The sequence below is a fragment of the Roseovarius indicus genome (assembly GCF_008728195.1).
Lineage (GTDB): Bacteria > Pseudomonadota > Alphaproteobacteria > Rhodobacterales > Rhodobacteraceae > Roseovarius > Roseovarius indicus.
On record NZ_CP031598.1, the window covers coordinates 2979427 to 3001942 of the forward strand.

18 protein-coding genes are annotated in these 22516 nt (G+C 66.4%); 16 read left to right on the top strand and 2 right to left on the bottom strand.

The annotated features are described in order from the left end of the window. The first annotated feature begins 21 nt into the window (after positions 1-21). From RIdsm_RS14165 to RIdsm_RS14190, 6 genes are all read left to right on the top strand, one after another. On the top strand, positions 22-495 hold the full coding sequence (locus RIdsm_RS14165) for a hypothetical protein (protein ID WP_057815184.1): 474 nt from the start codon (positions 22-24) through the stop codon (positions 493-495). Beyond that, positions 495-1505: a branched-chain amino acid ABC transporter permease gene (locus RIdsm_RS14170; RefSeq protein ID WP_057815182.1), complete on the top strand. Its 1011-nt coding sequence runs from the start codon at positions 495-497 to the stop codon at positions 1503-1505. The genes RIdsm_RS14165 and RIdsm_RS14170 overlap by 1 nt, the downstream gene beginning before the upstream one ends. Beyond that, positions 1502-2806 carry a branched-chain amino acid ABC transporter permease gene (locus RIdsm_RS14175; RefSeq protein ID WP_057815180.1) on the top strand — a complete coding sequence of 435 codons (1305 nt, stop codon included), beginning with the start codon at positions 1502-1504 and terminating at the stop codon, positions 2804-2806. The genes RIdsm_RS14170 and RIdsm_RS14175 overlap by 4 nt, the downstream gene beginning before the upstream one ends. A gap of 250 nt (positions 2807-3056) precedes the next feature. Then, a complete protein-coding gene (locus RIdsm_RS14180) occupies positions 3057-3236 on the top strand; it encodes a hypothetical protein (RefSeq protein WP_057815178.1) in 180 nt (59 codons plus the stop codon). A gap of 171 nt (positions 3237-3407) precedes the next feature. After that, positions 3408-3596: a Flp family type IVb pilin gene (locus tag RIdsm_RS14185; protein ID WP_057815676.1), complete on the top strand. Its 189-nt coding sequence runs from the start codon at positions 3408-3410 to the stop codon at positions 3594-3596. 137 nt (positions 3597-3733) lie between these two features. Then, positions 3734-4717 carry a LysR family transcriptional regulator gene (locus tag RIdsm_RS14190; protein ID WP_057815176.1) on the top strand — a complete coding sequence of 328 codons (984 nt, stop codon included), beginning with the start codon at positions 3734-3736 and terminating at the stop codon, positions 4715-4717. 1 nt (position 4718) lies between these two features. Here RIdsm_RS14190 and RIdsm_RS14195 read toward each other — a convergent pair whose 3' ends face one another. Next, positions 4719-6245, bottom strand: a complete 1527-nt coding sequence (locus RIdsm_RS14195; protein WP_057815174.1) for a trimethylamine methyltransferase family protein — start codon at positions 6243-6245, stop codon at positions 4719-4721. A gap of 185 nt (positions 6246-6430) precedes the next feature. Between RIdsm_RS14195 and RIdsm_RS14200 the strand changes: the two genes are divergently transcribed. The 3 genes from RIdsm_RS14200 to RIdsm_RS14210 all read left to right on the top strand — a co-directional run bounded on the left by RIdsm_RS14200 (position 6431) and on the right by RIdsm_RS14210 (position 13233). Further along, on the top strand, positions 6431-8851 hold the full coding sequence (locus tag RIdsm_RS14200) for a GcvT family protein (RefSeq protein ID WP_057815172.1): 2421 nt from the start codon (positions 6431-6433) through the stop codon (positions 8849-8851). Positions 8852-9043: 192 nt separating this feature from the next. Further along, entirely contained in the window at positions 9044-10141 is a 1098-nt protein-coding gene (locus tag RIdsm_RS14205; RefSeq protein WP_057815170.1) for an efflux RND transporter periplasmic adaptor subunit, read from the top strand. Next, a complete protein-coding gene (locus RIdsm_RS14210) occupies positions 10138-13233 on the top strand; it encodes an efflux RND transporter permease subunit (protein ID WP_057815168.1) in 3096 nt (1031 codons plus the stop codon). The genes RIdsm_RS14205 and RIdsm_RS14210 overlap by 4 nt, the downstream gene beginning before the upstream one ends. An 85-nt stretch (positions 13234-13318) precedes the next feature. Here the strand turns inward: RIdsm_RS14210 and RIdsm_RS14215 are convergent, their stop codons facing one another. Beyond that, complete coding sequence (locus RIdsm_RS14215) at positions 13319-13804, bottom strand: MarR family winged helix-turn-helix transcriptional regulator (RefSeq protein ID WP_057815166.1); 486 nt, start codon at positions 13802-13804, stop codon at positions 13319-13321. A gap of 72 nt (positions 13805-13876) precedes the next feature. Between RIdsm_RS14215 and RIdsm_RS14220 the strand changes: the two genes are divergently transcribed. The 7 genes from RIdsm_RS14220 (at position 13877) to RIdsm_RS14250 (ending at position 22509) form a co-directional block, all read left to right on the top strand. Beyond that, positions 13877-14443: a TRAP transporter small permease subunit gene (locus RIdsm_RS14220; protein ID WP_057815164.1), complete on the top strand. Its 567-nt coding sequence runs from the start codon at positions 13877-13879 to the stop codon at positions 14441-14443. Beyond that, positions 14440-15750: a TRAP transporter large permease gene (locus RIdsm_RS14225; protein ID WP_057815162.1), complete on the top strand. Its 1311-nt coding sequence runs from the start codon at positions 14440-14442 to the stop codon at positions 15748-15750. The genes RIdsm_RS14220 and RIdsm_RS14225 overlap by 4 nt, the downstream gene beginning before the upstream one ends. A gap of 18 nt (positions 15751-15768) precedes the next feature. After that, positions 15769-16788 (top strand): TRAP transporter substrate-binding protein, encoded by a 1020-nt coding sequence (locus tag RIdsm_RS14230; RefSeq protein WP_057815160.1) that lies wholly within the window; start codon positions 15769-15771, stop codon positions 16786-16788. 51 nt (positions 16789-16839) lie between these two features. After that, positions 16840-17745, top strand: a complete 906-nt coding sequence (locus RIdsm_RS14235; RefSeq protein ID WP_057815159.1) for an alpha/beta hydrolase family protein — start codon at positions 16840-16842, stop codon at positions 17743-17745. Positions 17746-17831: 86 nt separating this feature from the next. Continuing rightward, entirely contained in the window at positions 17832-18236 is a 405-nt protein-coding gene (locus RIdsm_RS14240; RefSeq protein ID WP_057815157.1) for a PaaI family thioesterase, read from the top strand. Between the two features lie 249 nt (positions 18237-18485). Further along, a complete protein-coding gene (locus RIdsm_RS14245) occupies positions 18486-19031 on the top strand; it encodes a PAS domain-containing protein (RefSeq protein ID WP_057815675.1) in 546 nt (181 codons plus the stop codon). Positions 19032-19047: 16 nt separating this feature from the next. Next, positions 19048-22509: a CheR family methyltransferase gene (locus tag RIdsm_RS14250; RefSeq protein ID WP_057815155.1), complete on the top strand. Its 3462-nt coding sequence runs from the start codon at positions 19048-19050 to the stop codon at positions 22507-22509. Positions 22510-22516 lie beyond the last annotated feature (7 nt).

Genomic DNA, 22516 nt, shown 5'->3' on the forward strand with positions numbered 1-22516 from the left:
ACGCAAGGGCCGGAGCGCATCATGACCACCCCGCTCCGTACCACCGCGCGTTCCATGGCGGGGGCCTTTGCCCTTCTGCTCACCACCCAATCCGCCCTGTCGGCCACGTTGGAAACGCTGATTGACCAACCGACGGACACGCTGTCGATCTACCAGTGTGCCGAAGCCCAGACCTGTGATACGGCAAGGAAATGCGTCAATGCGGATACCCGAGTCGTAATTGCCCATTCGAGCGTCGCCGGGTCGCCTCAGTATCTTGCCATGGGGCCGATGGTGGCTCAGGCAAGCGGGGGCATCTTTCATCCCCAGGACTGGCGTTGGATCCTTGGTGGCATACCTGCGCCCTCGTCGAAGGTGGGCCGCCAGAACTACCTGTCCACCCCCGACGGCGTGACCTGGACAGCGCATGTGTACAGGCCCGGAAACGAAACTCAGACTCTGGAAGACAGCGGCTGGGTGCGCGCCGACTACTCTTGTGAACAGGTGCTATTCTGATGGACATCCTCAACGCCATCGTCGCGCTCTCCAACTTCGTGCTGATCCCCGCCATCGCCTATGGCAGCCAGCTGGCCCTTGGCGCGCTCGGCGTGACGCTGATCTACGGCATCCTGCGCTTCTCCAACTTCGCCCATGGCGACACCATGGCCTTCGGCACGATGGTCACAATCCTCGTCACCTGGTGGTTCCAGTCCATGGGCCTCGGCTTCGGCGTCCTGCCCACGGCGCTGCTGGCCCTGCCCTTCGGCATCGCCGCCTGCATGGCGCTGGTACTTGTCACCGACCGCATGGTCTATCGCTTCTACCGCGAACAGAAGGCCAAGCCGGTGATCCTCGTGATCGTCTCGATCGGCGTCATGTTCGTGCTGAACGGGCTCGTCCGCTTCATCATCGGCCCCGGCGACCAGCGCTTCGCCGACGGTGAACGCTTCATCATCAACGCCCGCGACTTCAAGGAGATGACCGGCCTCGAAGAGGGGCTCGCCTTCAAGACCACCCAGGGCATCACCGTCGTCACCGCCGTCATCGTCGTGGCGCTCCTCTTCTGGTTCCTCAACCGCACCCGCACCGGCAAGAGCATGCGCGCCTATTCCGACAACGAGGACCTGGCCCTGCTTTCCGGCATCAGCCCCGACCGCGTGGTCATGGTCACCTGGCTGATCGTCGCGGCGCTGGCCACCGTGGCGGGCGTGCTCTACGGGCTCGACAAGAGCTTCAAGCCCTTCACCTATTTCCAGCTCCTGCTGCCGATCTTCGCCAGCGCCATCGTCGGCGGCCTCGGCAGCCCGCTGGGCGCCATCGCCGGGGGGTTCATCATCGCCTTTTCCGAGGTCTTCATCACCTACGCCTGGAAGAAGGTGCTGGAATACATGCTGCCCGAAAGCCTCGAGCCCTCTGGCCTCGTGCAGCTTCTGTCCACCGACTACAAGTTCGCGGTCAGCTTCGTGATCCTGCTGATCGTCCTTCTCTTCCGGCCCACCGGCCTCTTCAGGGGGAAAGCGGTATGAGCGATATGATGAAAAACACCGCCATGTTCGCCTTCGTGGCCGGGCTGATCCTGCTGACGGGGTTCGCCCAAAGCTGGTCCACCGCGCTCCTGATCCTGAACATGGGGCTCATTTCGGCGATCATGTCGCTGGGGCTGAACCTGCAATGGGGCTTCGCCGGGCTCTTCAACGTCGGCGTCATGGGCTTCGTGGCGCTCGGCGGACTGGCCACCGTGCTTGTGTCCATGCCGCCCACCACCGAAGCCTGGGCCGCCGGCGGCGTGCGCCTGATCTCCGGCCTGCTGACCGGCGCGGCCGTCATCGTCGCGGCCGCCCTGACATTCAAGTACATGCCGAAATCGAAGCTGCGCGGCCTGATCGTGCTGGTCATCCTCGTCGGCGGCTTCTTCCTCTATCGTGCGGTCTTCGACCCGGGCGTCGACGCGGTCGAGGCGGTGAACCCCGCCGGCACCGGCTATCTCGGCGGGCTCGGCCTGCCCGTGCTGCTGGCCTGGCCCGTGGGTGGCCTGCTCGCCGCGGGCGGGGCCTGGATCATCGGCAAATCGGCCCTCGGCCTGCGCTCCGACTACCTGGCCATCGCCACGCTGGGCATCGCCGAGATCATCCTCGCCATCCTCAAGAACGAAGACTGGCTCGCACGCGGGGTCAAGAACGTGGTGGGCCTGCCCCGCCCGGTGCCCTACGAGGTCGACCTGCAGAACGACCCGGGCTTCGTCGAAACCGCCTCGGGCATGGGCATCGACCCGGTCACCGCCTCCTCGCTCTTCGTCAAACTCAGCTATGGCGCCCTCTTCGCCGTCGTCCTCGCGATCATCCTCGTCCTCGCCCAGCTCGCCCTCAACAGCCCCTGGGGCCGGATGATGCGCGCCATCCGCGACAACGAGGTCGCAGCCGAGGCGATGGGCAAGGACGTCACCGCCCGCCACCTGCAGATCTTCATCCTGGGTTCCGCCTGCTGCGGCATAGCCGGCGCGATGATGACCACGCTCGACGGCCAGCTCATCCCCACCTCCTACCAGCCGCTGCGCTTCACCTTCCTGATCTGGGTGATGGTCATCGTCGGCGGCTCGGGCAACAATTTCGGGGCCGTGCTGGGCGGCTTCCTGATCTGGTTCCTCTGGGTGCAGGTCGAACCGATCGGCCTCTGGCTGATGCAGACCATCACCGCACCCCTGGCCGATGGCAGCGCGCTCAAGGATCACCTGATCGGCAGCGCCGCGCATATGCGGCTCCTGACCATGGGGGTGATTCTCATCCTCGTGCTCCGGTTCAGCCCAAGAGGCCTCATTCCCGAAAGATAAGCGGTCAAACCGGGCCTCCGCGCCCGGTTTCCGCAACCCGCAACAGGGGCCCGGTTTCCGTTTCAGCACCAATGCCCGGCAGCCGCTGCATTGGTGACAGGTCGATATGAAACTGTGGCACGAATATGGCACGCCAACGAAATCGCCACATTCGCGCCACATTCCCGGCTCAGGAAATTCCCACTGACACAGGCACTGCCCATCTCTCCCCGGCCGCGCCCATCACCCCTGATCCGGAAAGGCCGGCCCGATGCTCAAATACCTGCACAGCTTCCTTCGTGACGAGTCCGGCGTCATCAGCACCGACTGGGTCATGCTGACGGCCGGCGTCGTCATGCTGGGTGTGAACGCGACCATCGCCGTTCACACCGGAACGGTCGAGCTGAGCCAAGTAGTCAGTGAAAGCGTCAGCGTCGCGAACGGAGACTGACCCGGCTGCGACAGAACGCGCAGTCCGGGCCGAAGAACCGGCCAGACCGGGCCACAATCCCGCCAAATTCCTTCGTCAGACCTGTCATCAGCGCAAAGCCCCTGTGCGCCCCGATGGCATGATCTGCCGCGGGGATGGGGGCGTTACGAAAAGCCATTCGGGATGGCAGAGATGAAGAAACGATTTGAACAGTTCCTGAAGGATGAAGACGGCGCCGCAACGGTCGACTGGGTCGTGCTGACCGCGGCCGTGGTCGGTCTCGGTGTCGCGGCCGTCGACACGGTCGAGGAAGGAATCAACGCTTTGGCCTCGGACATCGCGACAGCGGTGTCCACCAAGGAAGTCGACAACGGCGACTGAGCCCGCCCTGAGGCAAGACCCGAAAAGGGCCGGCATCCCGCCCCTTTCCTGGTGACCGACCGGCTGCCAGTTTCGATTTTCTCGAATGGCTCTTTCCAGAGTTTACAAGGCACCCCGGCCGCCCGATCCTGTGTCACATGAAGAAGTCCAAGCTCAGCCTCAAATGGCTCGAAGTCTTCCTGCTGACCGCCCGCAGCGGGGCCGTGCAAGAGGCCGCGCAAGAAAGCGGCCTGTCCGTCAGCACCGTCTCGCACCACATCCGCAGCCTTGAAGACGCGCTTGGCGTCAATCTCTTCGACCATGCCCGCCGGCCGTTGCGCCTGACGGCGGCCGGCTCGGTCTTTCACGCCCAGGTCGACGAGGCGATGCGCCTCCTGCGCAAGGCCGAGACCGAGGCCCAGGCGGGCGATCTCGCCGAAACGCGGGAGCTCTCCATCGGCCTGATCGAGGATTTCGACAGCGAGATCGGCCCCGAACTGGCCCGAAGCCTCGCCGCGGGCATGCCGAAATGCCGGTTCCGCCACCTGACCCGCCCGAGCCACGAAATCCTCGCCCTGCTGCGCCATCAGGACATCGACGTCGGCATCGCCACCCGCCCGCAATTCGGCACCGACGACCTGACCGAGGCCCCCCTCCTGCGCGATCCCTTCGTCCTCGCCGTGCCATTGGGTGACACCACCACACCCGAGGATCATCTCGCCGGCCGGTCCCCCCTGCCGCTCCTGCGCTATTCCGGCAACCAGATCATGGCGGCCCAGATCGAGCAGCACCTCCGTCGCCTGCGCGTCACCCTGCCCGCCCGCTTCGAATTCGACAGCAACCAGAGCCTGATGAGCATGGTCGCCGATGGCGACGGCTGGGCGATCACCACGCCGATGAACTACATCCGCGCGCACCGCTTTCACCGCCAGATCATGCTTCTGCCATTCCCCGCCAAAAGCTTCGCCCGCACCCTCTCGGTCTTCACCACCGACGACAGCCCCGGCGCCGCCGTCGCCTCGGTCATCGGCACCATGCGCCGTCTGGTCGAGGACCGCGCCGTTGCACCGACCGTCGAGCGCATGCCCTGGCTTGACGGGCTGTTCCGCGTGCTGCCGGACACGTCCGGCCCCGAAGACTGACCTAATCCAGTATCCGGAACCGCCGCCGGATCTCGGCATCCTGCTCCGCCGTCAGGTACTCCGGATGATGCGCCTCCAGCACCTCGCGCGCCCTCTCCCGCGCCCGGGCCCACGCATCCCGCGCCCCTCCGTCGGCCCAGGTCTTCGGCGTGTCCCGGTCGGCCAGGCTAGGATAGACATAATCCCGCTCCATCGCCTGGAACGTATGGGCACCCCCAAGGAAATGCCCCTCGCCCAGCACCGCCTCGCAGATCGCATCGAACCCGAGATTATCCTCGCTCACCTCGATCCCCCGCAGCGCCCGATACGTCATCGCGTGCATCTCGTTATCAAGCACGAACGCCTCGAAACTCGCCCCCAGAAGCGAGGCCGTCATGCCCGAGCTTTCATAGATCAGGTTCCCCCCGGCCAGCGCCGCCGCCAGCGAGGTCAGCCCCTTCTCCACGCCATACTGCGCATCGATCGCCTTCGCATCCGTCATGCTCGCCGCCACGCCCGACACCAGCCCCAGCCAGTTCGACAGCTGCGCCGACGCGGCGTTCAGCACCGCAATCTCGCCCCCGCCCCCGGCAAACGCCCCGGTCCGCAGGTCAATCACCAGCGGCCAGTTCGAAAACACCATCGGATGCCCCGGCTTGATCGCATGCACCATCACGAGACTCGCCAGCGTCTCGGCCAGCGACTGCGCGAGGAACCCCGCCAGCGTCGCCGGCGCCGTCGCCCCCGCCTGCGCCGCGGTAATGCACGACACCGGGATGTTGTGCTCCAGGCAGGCAAAGGTCACGTCCACCGCATCCTCCCCGAACCGCAGGGGCGAGATCACCGGGCTGATATGCGCCTTCACGAAGGGCCGCTTTGCAAACGCCCCGGGCCCACCGGCGGCGACATCGAACATTTCGACAATCGGCGCCACGTGCTCGGCCAGCGTAAAGGCCGTGGCGACAGGCTTCGTCGTGTTCCTCAAAAGCGCATAAGCGGTATTCACATCAAGGTCGTAGTGATCCTCGATATCCGTGGCGATACAGCACCGCGTGAACCAGCTCACATTGGTCAGCGTGTCCTGCAACCGGGTGAAATCATGCAGGTCCCGCAAGGTCGAGGCGCGGTACACCCCGCTGTCGAGGTCAAGTGTCTGCACCGCCGCGCCGCCGGTGCCAAAATGCACGGCCTGCCCGCCCACCTCGATGCTCCGCGCCGGGTCACGCCCATGCATCGGAAAATGCCTCGGCGCGGCCGCCACCGCCTCACGCACCAGACGCTCCGGCAACGCAAACCGCCCGTTCTCCATCTCCCGCGCCCCCGCGCTGCGCAGCACATCGGCCAGCCGCGCCGGCACCTGCCCCATCCCCAACTCTTCAAGCAACCGCAACGCCGTACCATAGATCGCCTGCATGTCCGCCTCGGAGAGCGGCCGGTACACCCCGCCGATCTGACCCGGCGGCGCCGGGTTGATCAGCGGCGGCGCCGCGCGCTTCGCCACCCGCTCCCGCCGCCCCGACCGGCGCGGCCTGCCGTCATCCTTCGCCATTCTCGCCTCCGGATCATGTCCCGATCATCAGGCGGCATGGCGCACCACGCGGCAAGCGCAATCCGGAAGGCGGCAATTTCTCTCATCACCGTTTCGATAATCTGCAAACCACGCTCATCCCATTGACCGCCGCCCCGGTTCGACGGCCATCTGGCTCCGAACCATGCGGCCGGGAGACATCGAACATGAAATCGCAAACCAGGTGCGTCGTGATCGGCGGCGGCATCGCCGGCTGCTCCACCCTCTACCACCTCACGCAAGAGGGCTGGTCCGACGTGGTCCTCGTCGAGCGTGACGAACTGACCAGCGGCACCACCTGGCACTCCGCGGCGCAGGTCACCAATTTCGGCATGAACCAGACGATGGTCGGGCTGAAGACCCACTCGATCAACCTCTACAAGGAGCTTGCCGACGACCCCGATTACCCGATCAACTATCACCACGGCGACGGCGGCATCCGCCTCGCCAATACCGAGGCGCAGATGGACGGCTACCGCCACTTCGCCTCGATGGCCCGCGGCATGGGCGTGCATTTCGAGGTGCTCGACGCCGCCGAATGCGCCCGCCGGCACCCGCTCATTTCCACCGACAACCTGCTCGGCGGGCTGTGGGACCCGCTCGATGGCGATATAGATCCCGCCCAGCTCTGCCAGGCCCTCGCCCGCCGCGCCCGCACCGCCGGCGCCGAGATCTACCGCCACACCCCCGTCACCGGCCTCACCCAGCACGCGGACGACAGCTGGACCGTCCACACCGACAAGGGCGACATCCGCACCGAGATCGTGGTCAACGCCTGCGGCTACCGCGTCAACGAGGTGGGCGCGATGATGGGCGTGCACCACCCGGTCATGTCGATGGAACACCAGTATTTCCTCACCGAACCGATCCAACAGATCATCGACGCCGGCCACCGCATGCCGCTCCTGCGCTGCCCGATCTCCGACTATTACTGCCGTCAGGAGAAACAGGGCCTCCTGCTGGGTTTCTATGAACAGGACTGCCGCACATGGGGGATGGACGGGATCGACCCGAACTTCACGAACGCGCTCTGCCCCGACGACCTCGACCGCGTGACCGACGTGCTCGAAGGCGCCTTCGCCCGTATGCCCGCCCTGATGGAGGTCGGCATCCATACGGTGGTGAACGGTCCGATCACCTATTCCCTCGACGGCGCGCCGCTCGTCGGCCCCATCCCCGGCAAACGCAACGCCTTCTGCATCATCGGCCTGCGCGCAGGCCTCGGCGAAGGCGGCGGCCATGGCTGGCTGCTGGCCCAGCAGATCGTCCATGGCGAGGCCTGCTACGACACCTGGCCACTCGACCCCCGCCGCTTCACCGGCCACGGCAATGTCGAACTCACCGCCCTGAAAGCCATCGAGGAATACCAGAACGAATTCCGCTTCGAATTCCCCCACGAACACCGCCCCGCCGGCCGCCCCGTCAAGACCACGCCACTCACCCCCATCCTCGCCGCCGAAGGCGCAGACTTCACCGTGGTGAACGGCTGGGAACGCGCCGATTACATCAAGCCCACCAGCGACTTCCACGAAACCCACGGCTTCCGCTTCAACGAAACCTTCGACGTCGTCGCCGCCGAGGTCGAAGCCGTCCAAACCGCCGTTGGCCTCTGCGAGGTGAACGGCTTCAACCGCTACGAACTCACCGGCTCGGACGTGCACAGCTTCCTCGACCGGATGATCTGCGGTCGCCTCCCCCGCAAACCCGGCCGCGTCGGCCTCGGCTACCTTCTGAACCACCACGGCATGATCAAGGCCGAAGCCACCATCGCCAACCTCCCCGACGGCCGCGTATGGTACGGCTCCGCCGCCGCCGCCGAAGCCCACGACATGGACTGGCTGACCCGGCACATCCGGCCCGGCGAAGACGTGCAGATCCACTCCCTCACCAACGCGCACACCATCCTCGTCCTCGCCGGCCCCAAATCCCGCGAGGTGATGCAGGCCGTCAGCCGCGCCGACTGGTCGAAACCGGCCTTCCCCTGGCTCTCGGTCCGCCAATGCTTCATCGGCATCGCCCCCGCCGTCGTCATGGGCGTCAGCTTCTCGGGCGAGCTCGCCTACGAAATCCACATCCCCAACAACCAGCTCTACGCCGCCTGGCTCGCCCTCCGCCGCGCGGGCGAGGCGCACGGCCTCCGCCTCTTCGGCGCCCGCGCGGTCGAATCCATGCGCCTCGAGAAAGGCTTCCTGCACTGGAAATCCGACCTCCTGACCGAGTTCGACCCGTTCGAAACCGGCCTCGCCCGCTTCGTGACCCTCGACAAACCCGATTTCATCGGCAAACCCGCCCTCGAAACCCGCCGCACCCAAGGCCCCCGCAAACGCCTCGTCACGCTCGACATCGACAACAGCAACGCCCCCGCCCATCCCGGCGCCTCCGTGATGCTGAACGACCGCGTCGTCGGCACCGTCACCAGCGGCGCCTGGGGCCACCGCACAGGGAAAAACCTCGCCTACGCCTTCATCGCCCCCGATCTCGCCCAGCCGGGCACCGCGATCGAGATCGACATCATCGGCCGCCTCACGCCGTCCCGCGTCATCCCGCCCTCCCCCTACGATCCTGACATGACCCGCCCCCGCCAATAGCCACTCACCGCCTCTTTCCGGGTCCGAAATCCCCCGGCGCGATTGGCCCCGGCCCACCGGGCCAGGGCAAGAGAGTCAGCGCCCTTGCCCCCCCTGCGCCACACGCCCCTTCCCCGTTGCCATTTCCCCGGTTTCCGCTAGGCTTGCCATCGCGCTGCCGCCACGTGGCGGGCGCGTCCCGGGGAAACATGCATGTCCGTTTGGAAACAGCTTCTTGTGCTCTGCCTTCTGGGCGGTCTCGCCTATGGCGGATGGGAAGCCTACACCATCTACCTCGCCCCGGCCGAAGAAGCCGCAACCGATCGCGCCAGCCCGCCGGCCCCGGTCGAGCTGGTCCCGGCCGAACGACGCGTCCTCGCCCAGTCGGTCGAGGCCGTCGGCACCACCCGCGCCCGCCAGTCGGTCGAAATCGTGCCCGAGGCCGATGGCCGCGTGGTGGAAATCACCTTCACCCCCGGCGACCGCGTCGCAAAGGGCGAGGTGCTGGTCCGGCTCGACGAGACCATCCAGCGCGCCGACCTGACCGAGGCCGAGGCCCGGTCGACCGAACAGGAACAGGCCCTCTCCCGCGCCCGCCAGTTGCGCGAGACCAACGCCATCTCCCAGGCCACGCTGGAAGACACCATCGCCCGCCTGGCCGAGGCCGGCGCCCAGCTCGACCGCGCCCGCCGCCGGCTGGATGACCGCACCATCAAGGCCCCCTTCGCCGGCGTCGTCGGACTGACCGAGATCGACCCCGGCGCCCGCGTCAGCGAGGGCGACATCATCACCCGGCTCGACGACCTTTCCGAGGTCATCGTCGAGTTTGCCCTGCCCGAAACCCTCTTCGCCCAGGTCCGCACCGGCCTCGGCGTAACCGCCACCTCCGCCGCCTTCCCCGACCGCACCTTCGAAGGCCGGATCGAGGCCGTCGACAGCCGCATCGACCCGGTCAGCCGCGCCTTCCGCACCCGCGCCGTCATCCCCAACCGCGACAGCGTGCTGCCCGCCGGCATGTTCATGTCCCTCACCCTGACCCTCTCCGAGGCCGAGGCGCTCGTCGTCCCCGAAGCCGCGATTATCTTCCAGGCCGCCGAAACCTACGTCTTCACCGTCACCGACGACATCGCCACCCGTGTGCCCGTCAAGACAGGCCAGCGCCGCGGCGGCTACGTCGCCATCGAGGGCGGGCTCGAGGAAGGCACCGGCGTCGTCGTCCGCGGGCTCCAACGGGTCCGCGACGGCGGCGCCGTCACCGTCCTGGACGCGGGCGACACATCCGACAGCTCCAGCACCGAGGGCGACTCGTGACCCTCCCCGACATCGCCGTCCGCCGCCCCGTGCTGGCCGCCGTGGCCAGCCTCCTTCTCCTCGTTTTCGGCCTCGCCGCCCTGCGCACCATCCCGGTGCGCGAGCTGCCGGATGTCGACAACGCCGTCGTCTCCATCGACACCATCTATGTCGGCGCCGCCCCCGAGGTGATCGACACCGACATCACCGAACCCATCGAGGGCGCCGTCGCCGCCATCACCGGCCTGCGCTCGATCAGCTCCGAAAGCCGCCAGGGCCGCAGCCGCATCACGCTGGAATTCGAAACCGGCCGCGACATCGAACAGGCCGCCAACGACGTGCGCGACGCGGTGGGCCGCGTCTCCTCCCGCCTGCCGGAAGAAGCGCAGGACCCCCGCGTCATCAAGAGCGACGCCGACGCCGACCCTGTCATGCGCCTCGCCGTCACCTCCTCGCGGATGACCACCGCCGAGATCACCGACTATATCGACCGGTTCATCTCCGACCGGCTCGCCACCATCGACGGGGTCGCGAACCTGCAGATCTACGGCGAACGCCCCTTCGCCGTGCGCATCTGGCTCGATCGCCGGGCACTGGCGGCCCGCCAACTCACCGTGGCGGATGTCGAAACCGCCCTCCGCCGCAACAATATCGAGCTTCCCGCTGGCGAAGTCGTCTCGCAAGACCGCCAGCTTTCCGTCCGCCTCAACAGCCGCCTGCGCAGCGTCGACGATTTCCGCGACGTTGTGCTCGACCGCGTGGCGGGCTACCCGGTGCGCCTGGGCGACGTGGCGCGCGTCGAACCGGGCGTCGCCGACGACACCACCATCGTGCGCACCAACGGCACCGACGCGGTCGGCATGGCCGTCCTGCGCCAGAGCCAGTCGAACACGCTCGCCATCTCGCAAGGCGTGCGAGAGGAGATCGAGCGGCTCAAACCCACCCTGCCCGAGGGGATGGACATCATCATCGGCTCCGACGACGCGCTCTTCGTCGGCGCCTCGATCCGCGAGGTGCTGATCGCGCTCTCCATCTCGCTCGGCCTCGTGGTGCTGGTGATCCTGCTCTTCCTGCGCTCCTTCCGCGCCACGCTGGTCCCCGCCGTCGCAATCCCGATCTCGCTCATCGGCTCCTTCATCCTGATCGGCGCCTGGGGCTTTTCGCTCAACACGCTCACCCTTCTGGCCATGCTGCTGGCCATCGGCCTCGTCGTCGACGACGCCATCGTCGTGCTCGAGAACATCCAGCGCCGCATCGAGAACGGCGAAAGCCCCCTCGTCGCCAGCCTGCGCGGCGCCAAGCAAGTCACCTTCGCCGTCATCGCCACCTCCCTTACCCTCATTGCCGTCTTCGTGCCCCTTTCCTTCATGCCCGGCCAGGTCGGCCGGCTTTTCGTCGAGTTCGGCTGGGTCATGGCCGGCACCGTCGCCATCTCCACCTTCGTGGCGCTCTCGGCCTGCCCGGCGCTCGCCTCCCGCGTGCTGAAATCCGGCAGCGGCCTCACCCGCGAAGATGGCGAACTCACCGGCATCCAGGCCGCCTATTACCGCCTCCTGAAACGCGCGGTGCAGATGCCGCTCGTGGTGCTGGCCATCGCCATCGCCATCACCGGCGGCGCCGCGCTCTTCTTCGACGGCCTGCCCCGCGAACTGGCCCCCAAGGAAGATCGCGGCGTCGGCTTCATCCCCCTCACCGCGCCCCAGGGCAGCACTGTCGACCACACCGACCTCGCCGCACGACAGGTCGAAGAGATCCTCGAACCGATGCGCGAGGAAGGGCTGATCGACACCGTCTTCACCTTCACCGGCTGGGGCAACCGCGCCTTCCGCTCCTTCGTCGTCTTCCGCCTCGTCCCGTGGGAAGACCGCGCCGTCTCGGTCTTCGAAGTGGTCGGCCGGCTCGTCCCGCAGATGAGCCAGGTCACCATCGCCCGCGGCTTCCCCGTCACCCCCGCAGGCCTGGGCCTGCGCGGCAACTCCACCCCCGTGCGCGTGGTCATCGGCGGCCCCGATTTCGACAGCGTCAAGGAATGGGCGACAACCCTGCTCGAACGCGCCGAATCCATCCCCGGCCTCGTGAACCCCGAGATCAACTTCGAGGAAAACCTCCCCCAGCTCGACGTCAGCATCGACCGCAACCGCGCCGACGATCTCGGCATCTCCATCGACACCATCGCCAACACCCTGCAAACCATGCTCGCCTCGCGCGAGGTCACCACCTTCGTCAGCCGCGGCCGCGAATATCCGGTCATCCTGCAGGCGGCCGAGGTCGACCGCGAAAGCCCCTCCGACATCAACAACCTCTTCATCCGCGCCGGCGACGGCGAAACGCTCGTGCCGCTGGGCGCACTGGTCACGCTCGATGAAAACGCCGCCGCCCCCTCGCTCCGCCGCTTCGACCGGCTGCCTTCGATCCAGCTGTCGGGAACGGTGGGCCCGGGCCACAACCTCGGCACCGTGCTGGAAGGCGTCGAAGCGGTCGCGAACGACATCCTGCCGGCCTCCGCCAAGCTCGGCTACGAAGGGCAGTCGCGCACCTTCAAGGACACCTCCGAAGGCGTCAGCATCGTGCTGGCTTTGGCCCTCCTCATCGTCTTCCTCGTCCTCGCGGCCCAGTTCGAAAGCTTCGTCCACCCGCTCACCATCATGCTGACCGTCCCGGCCGGCGTGGCCGGCGCGATCTACGCCATGGCGCTCGGCGGCCTCTCCCTCAACGTCTACTCGCAAATCGGGATCATCCTGCTGGTCGGGCTCGTGGCCAAGAATGGCATTCTCATCGTCGAATTCGCCAACCAGCTCCGCGACGAGGGGCTCAAACGGCGCGAGGCCGTGCTCCGCGCCTCCGCCCTGCGCCTGCGCCCGATCGTGATGACGGTGCTCTCCACTGTCCTCGGCGCCCTGCCCCTGGTCGTGGCCACCGGCGCCGGCGCCGAAAGCCGCGCGGCCATTGGCACGGTGATCATCGCCGGCCTGCTCCTCGCCAGCGTCCTGATGCTGGTGGTGACACCGGTGCTCTACGACCTGCTCGCCCGTTTCACCAAGCCTCGCGGCGCCTTCGAAAGGCTCATCAACCGCGAACTCGCCAAACCCGCTACGCAGGCGGCGAACGGATGATTTGAGTATTTTCGGAACAATGAAAGGGCTGCCACACCCCGCCTTTCATTGTTCTCCAAATACTCCCGCCGGAGGCGTCCCGACATCAGCCACCCTGCGCCTTCGCCGGAAGCCCGGGGGCCCACCGCTCCACATCCCGTGCCAGCTTGTCCAGAAGCCGGGTCAGCACCTCCACCTCTTCCGGCTCCAACGTCTCCAGCATGACCCGTTCCGCATCGGCAAACGTCGCCATCACCCGGTCATGCACCGCCTTGCCTGCCTCGGTGATCGCCAGCACGTTGCGCCGCGTATCGACGGCATCCCGCGTCCGCGTCACGTATCCCTTCTCGACCAGCGCGCCGACCGCGCGGCTGACCGTGTTCGACGGCTGCTCGGTGATTTCGCAGATATCCCGCGCATTCAGCCCCGACCGGTGGCTCAGGCACATCAGCACCGTCAGCTCGGGACGGATCATCCCGGTCTCCCGCTCCATCCGCCGCAACAGCGGTTCGCGGTAGAAGTTGGTGATGAACGCCATCCGGTAATTCACCGGAATGGACGTGCCATCGAGGATATCCATAAGCTTGAGCATGACCGGCGCCTCCTGACCTGCTAGGCTAGGACAAAAAAAGGGATTGCTCCAGATGGAAATATATAGTTCCATATGGAGGAATATCTGGCAAGGGAGGCACGGCCGGAGATGGAGGAGGGAAAAGGCAGCCCCTGGGCGCAAGCGCTACTGCGCGCGCTGTCCTGGCTGGTCATCCTGCTGATGCTGGCGATCGTGTTGCAGGTTCTGTGCAGCGCGCTCGACATCAACCCGCTGGCGCAGTTCGAGAGCGCCCTGCCCCTGCTCGGCAAGGGGCTTACCCTCAATTCCCTGCTCGACGTGCAATGGCACCTGCTGGTGATCGTCGGCCTCCTGCCCGCCGGCGTGGTCTGGCTGCGCGACGCCCATGTCCGGGTCGACTTCCTCTACCAGAAGCGCAGCGACCGCACCAAGGCGCGCATCGACCTTCTCGGCAACCTGGCGTTCGCGCTGCCCTTCCTCGTCATGATCCTGCCCGCCGCGTGGGATTTCACCCATCGGGCCTGGCGCTCCGACGAAGGCTCCCGCTCGGGCGGCCTCAACGACCTCTGGCTCATCAAGGCGTTCCTGCCCCTCGGCATGGCCCTTCTCGCCCTGGCGCTCGCCGTCGAAACCCTCCGCCTGCTCCGGCGCGCCAAATGACCGACACCGCCCTCCCCCTCGCCATGGCGGCGCTCACCCTCGCCGGCATCCTCGCAGGCTACCGCGTCGCCATGGTGCTGGCCGGCTCCGCCGCGCTCTTCATCCTGGTCTCCGACCTGCCCACCGCCTATTTCAACCTGCTCACCAGCCGGATCTACGCCAACGTCCTGTCGAACTGGCTGCTGGTGGCCATCCCGATGTTCATCTTCATGGGGCTCGTGCTCGAGAAAACCGGCGTCGCCGAACGCTCCCTCCGCGCGGCCCAACAGGCCCTCGGCGGAAGCGCCGCCGGCATGGGCATCTCAGTCCTTGTCATCGGCGTCCTCCTCGCCGCCTCCTCCGGCATCGTCGGCGCCTCCGTGGTGCTGCTGGCCCTCCTCGCCCTGCCCCGCCTTCAGGAAACCGGCTACGACAAGCCCACCTCCGCCGGGCTTATCGCCGCCTCTGGCACGCTCGCCATCCTGATCCCGCCCTCGGTCATGCTGATCGTGCTGGGCGACCAGTTGCAGACGCCCGTCCCCGACATGTTCGCCGGCGCCATCGGCCCCGGCCTCCTCCTCGTCGCCGTCTACGGCATCCTCGTCGCCATCCGTGCCCGCGGTCTCCCCCGTGCGCCCCGAGCGGAAGGCCGCGCAAACCCCCTCCGCCTGCTCCTCGACCTCGGCCCGCTCCTCTCTCTCATCGTCATCGTCCTCGGCTCCATCATCGCCGGCTACGCCACCCCGACCGAGGCCAGCGGCCTCGGCGCCTTCGGCGCCATCCTCGTGGCGCTCCTCTACCGCCGCTTCGACCTCTCGGTAATCATGGACGCCGCCCGCCAGACCGTGACGACCACCTCCATGGTCCTGCTCGTCATGATCGGCGCCACCTGCTTCTCCGCCGTCTTCAAGGCCGTCGGCGGCGACGACATGGTCGAAACCGCCATCACCGCCTTCGGCACCGAGCCCCTGACCGTGCTCGCCGTGGTCATGGGCGCGATCTTCCTCCTGGGCTTCGTCCTCGACTGGCTCGAAATCACCCTTATCCTCATGCCGATCTTCGCCCCTATCGTGGCGGGCCTCGACTTCGGCAACGGCCTCACGGGCGACGCGCTTCTGGTGTGGTTCGGCATCCTCGTCGCCGTGAACCTGCAAACCAGCTTCCTCACACCGCCCTTCGGCTTCTCGCTTTTCTACCTGCGCGGCGCGGCCGCCGGCCAGCTCACAACCACCGACATCTACAAGGGCGTCCTGCCCTTCATCCTGCTTCAGCTTCTGGTGCTGGGGCTGATCATCGCCTTCCCCGTCATCGTCACGGGGCTTCTATGAACCACTAGGGAGGGACCTATGAAACACACACTGAAAGCCGCGGCACTCGCGGTTCTGGCAAGCACGGCGGCGCAAGCCGACAGCTACACGATGCAAAGCGCCTTCGGTCCGCTGCCGGTGCTCGACCCGGCCGCCAAGCGCTTCGTCGAGAACGTCTCGACCCTCACCGGCGGCGAGGTCGACTTCGACTACCTCCTCGCGGGCGAACTCTCCCCCGCCTTCGAGATCTTCGACAACGTCAGCGCCGGCGCCATCGACGCGGGCTTCAGCTTCGCGGGCTACGCCGCCGGCAAGGAACCGGCAGCGGCGCTCTTCGGCTCCATCCCCTTCGGCGGCGAGCCCACACAGTACATCTCCTGGCTCAACCACGGCGGCGGGCTGGAACTCTGGCGCGAGATCTACGAACCCTACAACCTCGTGCCGATGGCCTGCGGCGTCATCCTGTCCGAGGCGGGCGGCTGGTACACCAAGGAAATCAACAGCCCCGAAGACCTCAAGGGCCTCAACATCCGCATCGGCGGGCTCGGCGGCGCGATCCTCTCGAAGCTTGGCGCCAACGCCATGTCGCTGCCCGCGGGCGAGATTTCCACCTCGCTCGAAACCGGCCGGCTCGACGCCACTGAACTCAGCTTCCCGCTGGTCGACAAGCTGCTGGGCTTCGACAAGGTGGCCAAGAACTACTACTTCCCCGGCTGGCACCAGCCCGCGGGCTTCATCGAATTCTACATGAACAAGGACAAGTGGGACGCCCTCACCGACCCGCAGCGCAAGGCGATCGAGATCTCCTGCAACGAGGTCAGCCTCTGGGCCCTCGGCCACGCGGCGGGCGCGCAGGGACCGATCCTGGATGAATTCCGCGAAAAGGGCGTCAACGTCGCCCGCTTCCCCGAAAGCGTGATGGACGCCCTGCGACAGGCCGCCGACGAGGTCTATGCCGAACGCTCCGCCGAGGACGAGATGTTCAAGCGCGTGATCGAAAGCTACCGCGCCTATGGCGAGGATTACCGCGAATACCAGGCCCTGTCGGACCTGCAATAACCCCACCTGCCCGGGCCATCGCCCGGGCGGGCCCACACCGGGAGACCTCCGATGCCCGTGACCCTGCGCGACTTCGGCAGCTACACCGCGGGCGGCCGCCTCCACCGGGTGACCGAGGGCGAACCGCGCGACATACAGGTAACGCGCGACGTCACCCTGACTTTCGACCCCAGGGGCACCTTCGCGGTCGAACACGCCTACGTGCAGTATTTCATCCCCGAACCGCGCCGCGATGCCCCGCCGGTCGTCCTGCTGCATGGCGGCGGCATGACCGGCACGGTCTGGGAAACCACACCCGACGGCCGCCCGGGCTGGCTGCACCTGCTGCTGGCGCAAGGCTACGAGGTCCATGTCATTGACAATGTCGAACGCGGCCGCGCCGGGTTCATGCCGGGGCTCTGGCCGGGCGAGCCGGTGCTCCGCTCCCTCGAAGACGCCTGGACCCTCTTCCGCATCGGCCCGCCCGAGGGCTTCGAGACACGCACGCCCTACCCCAACCAGCGGTTCCCCACCGAGGCACTAGAGGCGCTCGCGAAAACCTTCGCCCCCCGCTGGCTCTCGACCGGCCCGCAACAGGCCGCGGCGGTGAAAGCGGTGCTCGACCGGCTCGACGCCCCCACCCTCATCGCCCACAGCCAGGGCGCGGACCCCGCCTTCGAGGCCATCGCCCAGGGCGCGCGCGCCTCCCATCTCGTTCTCGTCGAACCATCCGCCGAACCGGCCGACCCCGCGGCGCTTGCCGACATCCCCGTCACCCTGATCACCGGCGACCATCTCGACATCAACGATCTCTGGCGTACCCGCGCCGCCGCCTGGGCCACCTTCGCCGCCGACCTTCGCGCCGCCGGCGCCACGGCGCATCACCCCGCCCTCGCCCCGGGCCATTCGCACCTGCCAATGCATGACCTGGGCCACGATACCGTGCTCGATGCCATCCTCGCGACCCTGCCGGGCTGATCCCGCAGGTTCCGGTGGCGCCCCGGCGCCGGTGACGGTAAGACCAGCGCAACCGCACTCCCGCAACCAACGCCAGAGACACCCGCATGACCCTTGACGAGCTCAACGCCCTTCTGCCCGATTTCCCCAAGTCCATGGGCGTGACCCTGACCGGCGGCGCCCCCGATTTCGTCGAGGGCACGATGACCGTGCTGCCACAGCACGGTAACCGCAACGGCGTGATGCATGGCGGCGCGATCATGGCGCTGGCCGATGCGCTCGGGGGCACGGCGGCGGCGATCAATCTCGAAGAGGGCCAGAACACGACCACCCTTGAAAGCAAGACCAACTTCCTGCGCCCTATCCCCATCGGGGAGACCGCCACCGCCCGTTGCGAGGCGCTGCACCGGGGGCGGCGCACGTCGATCTGGCAAACCACCGTCCGCCGCGAAGACGGCAAACCGGCCGCGATCGTCATCCAGACCCAGATGACGCTCAATCCGTCATCCTGAGACCCGCATTTTCGGGCGTTCGGGCCACACCCGCGCCGTTTCGTATCCCACCGCACAAAAATCTGCGGAACCGGCGAAACCAGAATCGCCATGGCCGCGTTGTGCCTGCGTTGCCTGACTTCGCGTCAAACCGCGAAATTTGTTGACCTTCGCGCTTTGCATCGGGTCAAAAGGCTGCAAACACGTTGTCACCGCGCCCCAGCGTACCAATATTGGGGTGTCGATCCGGACACGAACGAGATGAAAGAGATGTCGTCAAAACAAGACCTGCCACCCGCGCTTCACGATTATATCCAGAAGTCCGGCGTTGCCCTGGCCGTTTCGACGACCGAAGGGGATGCGCCCCTCACCGCCGTGAACGGCGCCTTCTGCACCCTCACCGGCTATACCGAGGATGAGGTCACCGGCCAGAACTGCCGCTTCCTGCAGGGCCCCGAAACCACCGAGGAGGAACGCCAGCCCCTTCACGATTTCGTGCATGGCAAGGGCGGCGACAACGGCCGCTTCCCGATCCTCAACTACCGCAAGGACGGCAGCAAGTTTCGCAATTTCGTCTTCATGTCGCGGCTGTACGACAGCGCCGGCCAGGCCCGGCTGATCCTCGCCTCTCAGTTCGACATGACCTCCGCGATGCAGCGCTCGGAAATCACGAAGAACGACGCCAGGCTCTCGCAGGCGCTGACGGATGTCGAACAGATCGGCCGCGAATACGGCTATGCGATGATGGGCTCGGCCCAGCTCATCGCCGACTCCGTGGCGACCCTCGCCCGCATGTCCTTCACCGATCCCCGATAGACCGGCGCAGCAGATCATGAAAGATTCCGAGGAAGAAGAAAACAAGCCGGTGGAAGAGCGGGAAGAAGACCGCAAGCGGCTCTGCATCGTCGGCATCGGCGCGTCCGCCGGCGGGCTCGAGGCGATCCGCGAGATGATGACCGAGGCCCGCCCCGAGAGCAACCTCGCCTATGTCGTCATCCAGCATCTCGACCCGAACCACGAAAGCCTTCTGGCCGAACTTCTCTCGCGCCACACGGATCTGAACGTCCGGCAGGTGTCGGGCGGCGAGAAGATCGAGGCCGGGAACCTCTACATCATCCCCCCCGGCCACGGCCTCTCGATCAAGGACTCGGTGCTCAACCTCACCGATTTCGCCCAGCCGCGCGGCCTGCGCCGCCCGATCGACGACTTCTTCGAAAGCCTCGCCCTAGACCAGGGCCGTTTCGCCGCCTGTGTCATCCTCTCGGGCACCGGCGCCGACGGAAGCGCCGGCCTCCGCGCGATCAAGGAACATGGCGGCCTCTGCCTCGTGCAGGATCCGCGCACCGCCAAGTACGAAGGCATGCCCACCTCGGCCCAAAGCACGGGGCTCGTCGATTTCGTCCGCCGCCCAGGCGAGCTTATCCACGCGATCCAGCAATTCTACGCCCATTCCTTCGTCGACACCGTCGACCGCCAGCTTGCCAACACGGTCGAGGAAAACCTCAAGGACATCTGCGGCGTCGTCCGAAATTTCGTCGGGCACGATTTCTCGGGCTACAAGAAATCCACTCTGATCCGACGGGTTCAACGCCGCATCCAGGTGCTCGACCTCGCCGACGCCCATTCCTACCTGCAGCACATCAAGTCCGATCCGCTGGAATGCGAGGTGCTGTTCCGCGACCTCCTGATCAACGTCACCCGCTTCTTCCGCGACCCCGAGCATTTCGCGGCGCTGCGCGCCAAGTCGATCCGCCCGCTGGTCGAGAACGCCGGCAACGGCGACGAGATCCGCGTCTGGATCCCCGGCTGTTCCAGCGGCGAAGAGGCGTTTTCCATCGCGATGATGTTCGCCGACGAGATGCGCAGCCAGAAACGCGCGCCCAAGGTCCAGATCTTCGCCACCGATATCGACGAGCAGATGCTGCGCATCGCGCGCGAGGCCTCCTACCCGCAGGCCGCCCTCGCCGACATACCCGAGGAAATGCGCGACGCCTTCACCATCGCCCGCGACGGCCGCTTCCAGATCTCCTCGCGCATCCGCGACATGATCCGCTTCTCGGTCCACAGTATCGTCCGCGATCCGCCATTCTCGAATATCGACCTGCTGTCCTGCCGCAACCTGCTGATCTATTTCGGCGACCAGTTGCAGGGCCTCGCCCTGCCGATCTTCCATTACTCGATCAAGCCGGGCGGCACGCTCTTCCTCGGTCCGTCCGAAACGGTGGGCCGCCACGATCACGCCTTCCGGCAGGTCGACCAGACCGCCCGCATCTTCGAGCGCAACGATGGCCGCCCGGAATACCCGCTCCACCTGCGCGGCCAAAGCCGCCCGGACACGCCCCGCCGTCCGGGCCTGCCCGAAGACACCTCCGGCTCGCTGCAACCCGACTGGCGCGAGGATGACGCGGTGCAACGCATCCTCGCCACCTACGCGCCCGCGACCCTGCAGGTCACGACCGCCGGCGAGATCCTGAAAACCACCGGCCGTCTCGGCAAATACCTCGATTACGGCACCGACCAGGAAACCAACCGCTTCGCCCCCTCCATCGCAAGGCCCGGCGTGCGCGAGGCCGTCTCGGCCATCATCCGCCAGGTCGGCAAGAGCAAGAAGCGCACCATATCGCGCGATCTGGTCGCCAAGTCCGAATTCGGCCGCCAGTCCTTCGACCTGATCGCCGAGCCGCTCGACGATGGCTCGATCCTGCTGGTCCTGCGCGACACCGACCGGTTCGAGGCCTTCGACGACGAGGATTTCGAAAACCTCGACCCGATGGACAGCCACGTGCAAAGCCTCGAGGACGAACTGCGCAGCACGCGGGTCCGGCTGCACACCACCGTCGAGGAGCTGGAAACGGCCAACGAGGAGCTGAAAAGCTCCAACGAAGAAATGATGTCGATGAACGAGGAGCTCCAGTCGACCAACGAGGAGCTCTCGACTGTCAATGACGAGCTGAAAAGCAAGGTCGACGAGCTGTCCGTCGCCAATGCCGATCTCAGCAACTTCTTCGCCTCGACGGCCCTGCCGCTGGTGGTGGTCGATTCCGACATGTCGATCCGCAACTTCACCGACGCGATCCAGTCGATCTACCCCTTCCGCGGCACCGACCGCGGCCGCCCCCTCAGCGAAGTCACCAGCTCCCTGCGCCACAACGAAGACGTGCTGACCGCCGCACGGGACGTGATGAAAGACGGCGAAGTCCGCCACATGCGGGTCACCGACCGCACCGAGGAACGCACCTGGTCGCTGGTCATCACCCCTTACCGCAACCGTCACGACGATGTCGACGGCGCCACCCTTGTCTTCACCGAGGTCACCGACGCCCTCCGCCTCGAGGAAGCGCTGAAACACGAGGGCGAGCGGCTGCGCCTCGCGCTCGACGTCACCTCGCTCAGTGTCTGGGAATACGACCCGGCCACCGAAACGCTGAAGCTCGACCAGATGGGCCAAAGCCTGATCGAGCTGGAAACCAACAGCTTGCCGCTTGAACGCTTCGCCGCGATGGCAGAGGCCGATGGCGGCAAGGCGATCAAGGGCGCCTTCCGCGGCGCCCGGGACGAAGGGGAAGCGATCGACATGACCTTCTCGGTCATCGTCGGCGACGTTCAGAAGCGGTCCATGCGCCTTGTCGGCCGCCGCATCAAGAGCCACCGTGCCGACCGCATCCTCGGTGTCATCTTCGACGTGACCTCGGAAGAAGAGGCCAAGTCGGTCCGCGAACTCATGCTGCGCGAGATGAACCACCGGGTGAAGAACATGTTCTCGGTCATCTCCAGCATGGTCCGCATGGCCGGCCGCTCCAGCGACAATATCGACGACCTCGTAGAAGGCATCCAGGCCCGCATCAACGCCCTGGCCCGCTCGCACGACATGACGCAACGCTCCCGCTCCGGCAAACGCCTGCGGCTCGAGGACGCCATCCGCGCCGCCCTCGAACCCTATGGGGGCCAGGCCGAGTTCGGCATCTCCGGCCCCGGCGTCATTCTGAGCAGCCAGGAGCTGACCTCGCTGTCGCTTCTCTTGCACGAATGGGCCACCAATGCCGCCAAGTACGGCGTGCTCGGCCCCGCCTCGGGCAGGCTCGATGTGGCATGGAAGACTCAAAATGACGGTTCTGTCGAATTGACGTGGAACGAGATCCACGATCAAAGAGTTGTACCGGACGATAACGGATCCGGATTTGGCTCGACCTTGGTCGAACTGGCTGCAGCCCAACTCGGCGGAAGCGTGACGGTTTCGTTCAATGACAACGAGCGGAAGATGATTTTGGTATATGTGCCCGAAAACAATGAATGATAACGAA